Origin of the sequence: Flavobacterium coralii, from assembly GCF_019891545.1 — a bacterium.
Classification (GTDB): domain Bacteria; phylum Bacteroidota; class Bacteroidia; order Flavobacteriales; family Flavobacteriaceae; genus Flavobacterium; species Flavobacterium coralii.
This window is the reverse complement of record NZ_JAHDIU010000052.1, coordinates 1-409: the sequence shown is the minus strand read 5'-3', so window position 1 is coordinate 409 and position 409 is coordinate 1. Positions and strand designations below refer to the sequence as shown.

At 46.2% G+C, this 409-nt stretch carries 2 rRNA genes; both read left to right on the top strand.

From position 1 onward, the window contains the following. A 23S ribosomal RNA gene (locus KJK34_RS15570) occupies positions 1 to 108 on the top strand; the annotation flags it as partial. Positions 109 to 297: 189 nt separating this feature from the next. After that, a 5S ribosomal RNA gene (gene rrf / locus KJK34_RS15565) occupies positions 298 to 406 on the top strand. Positions 407 to 409 lie beyond the last annotated feature (3 nt).

Genomic DNA, 409 nt, shown 5'->3' with positions numbered 1-409 from the left:
ATGAGATTTCTTTTAAGGGTCGTGGAAGATGACCACGTTGATAGGCTACAGGTGTAAAGGCCGTAATGCCAAAGCCGAGTAGTACTAATAACCCGTAAGCTTATGTACGCCTTTCCTGCCCCGCAAGGGGCAGGGAAACACTTTCTACACCAACAAAACACTTTATTCTTTATCGCAGTATGTTAACATATTAGCCATTAGTAAAAAGGCAAGAGGCAATAGCCGGAAGCCGCATACTGATGGACAAAGCAAAGAGTACTAATGCCTGTTGGCTAATGGCTCTTGCCTTGAAAAACTTAAGGTGATTATTGCGGCGGGGCTCACCTCTTCCCATCCCGAACAGAGAAGTTAAGCCCGCCTGCGCAGATGGTACTGCATCTTGTGGGAGAGTATGTCATCGCCTTTCTTT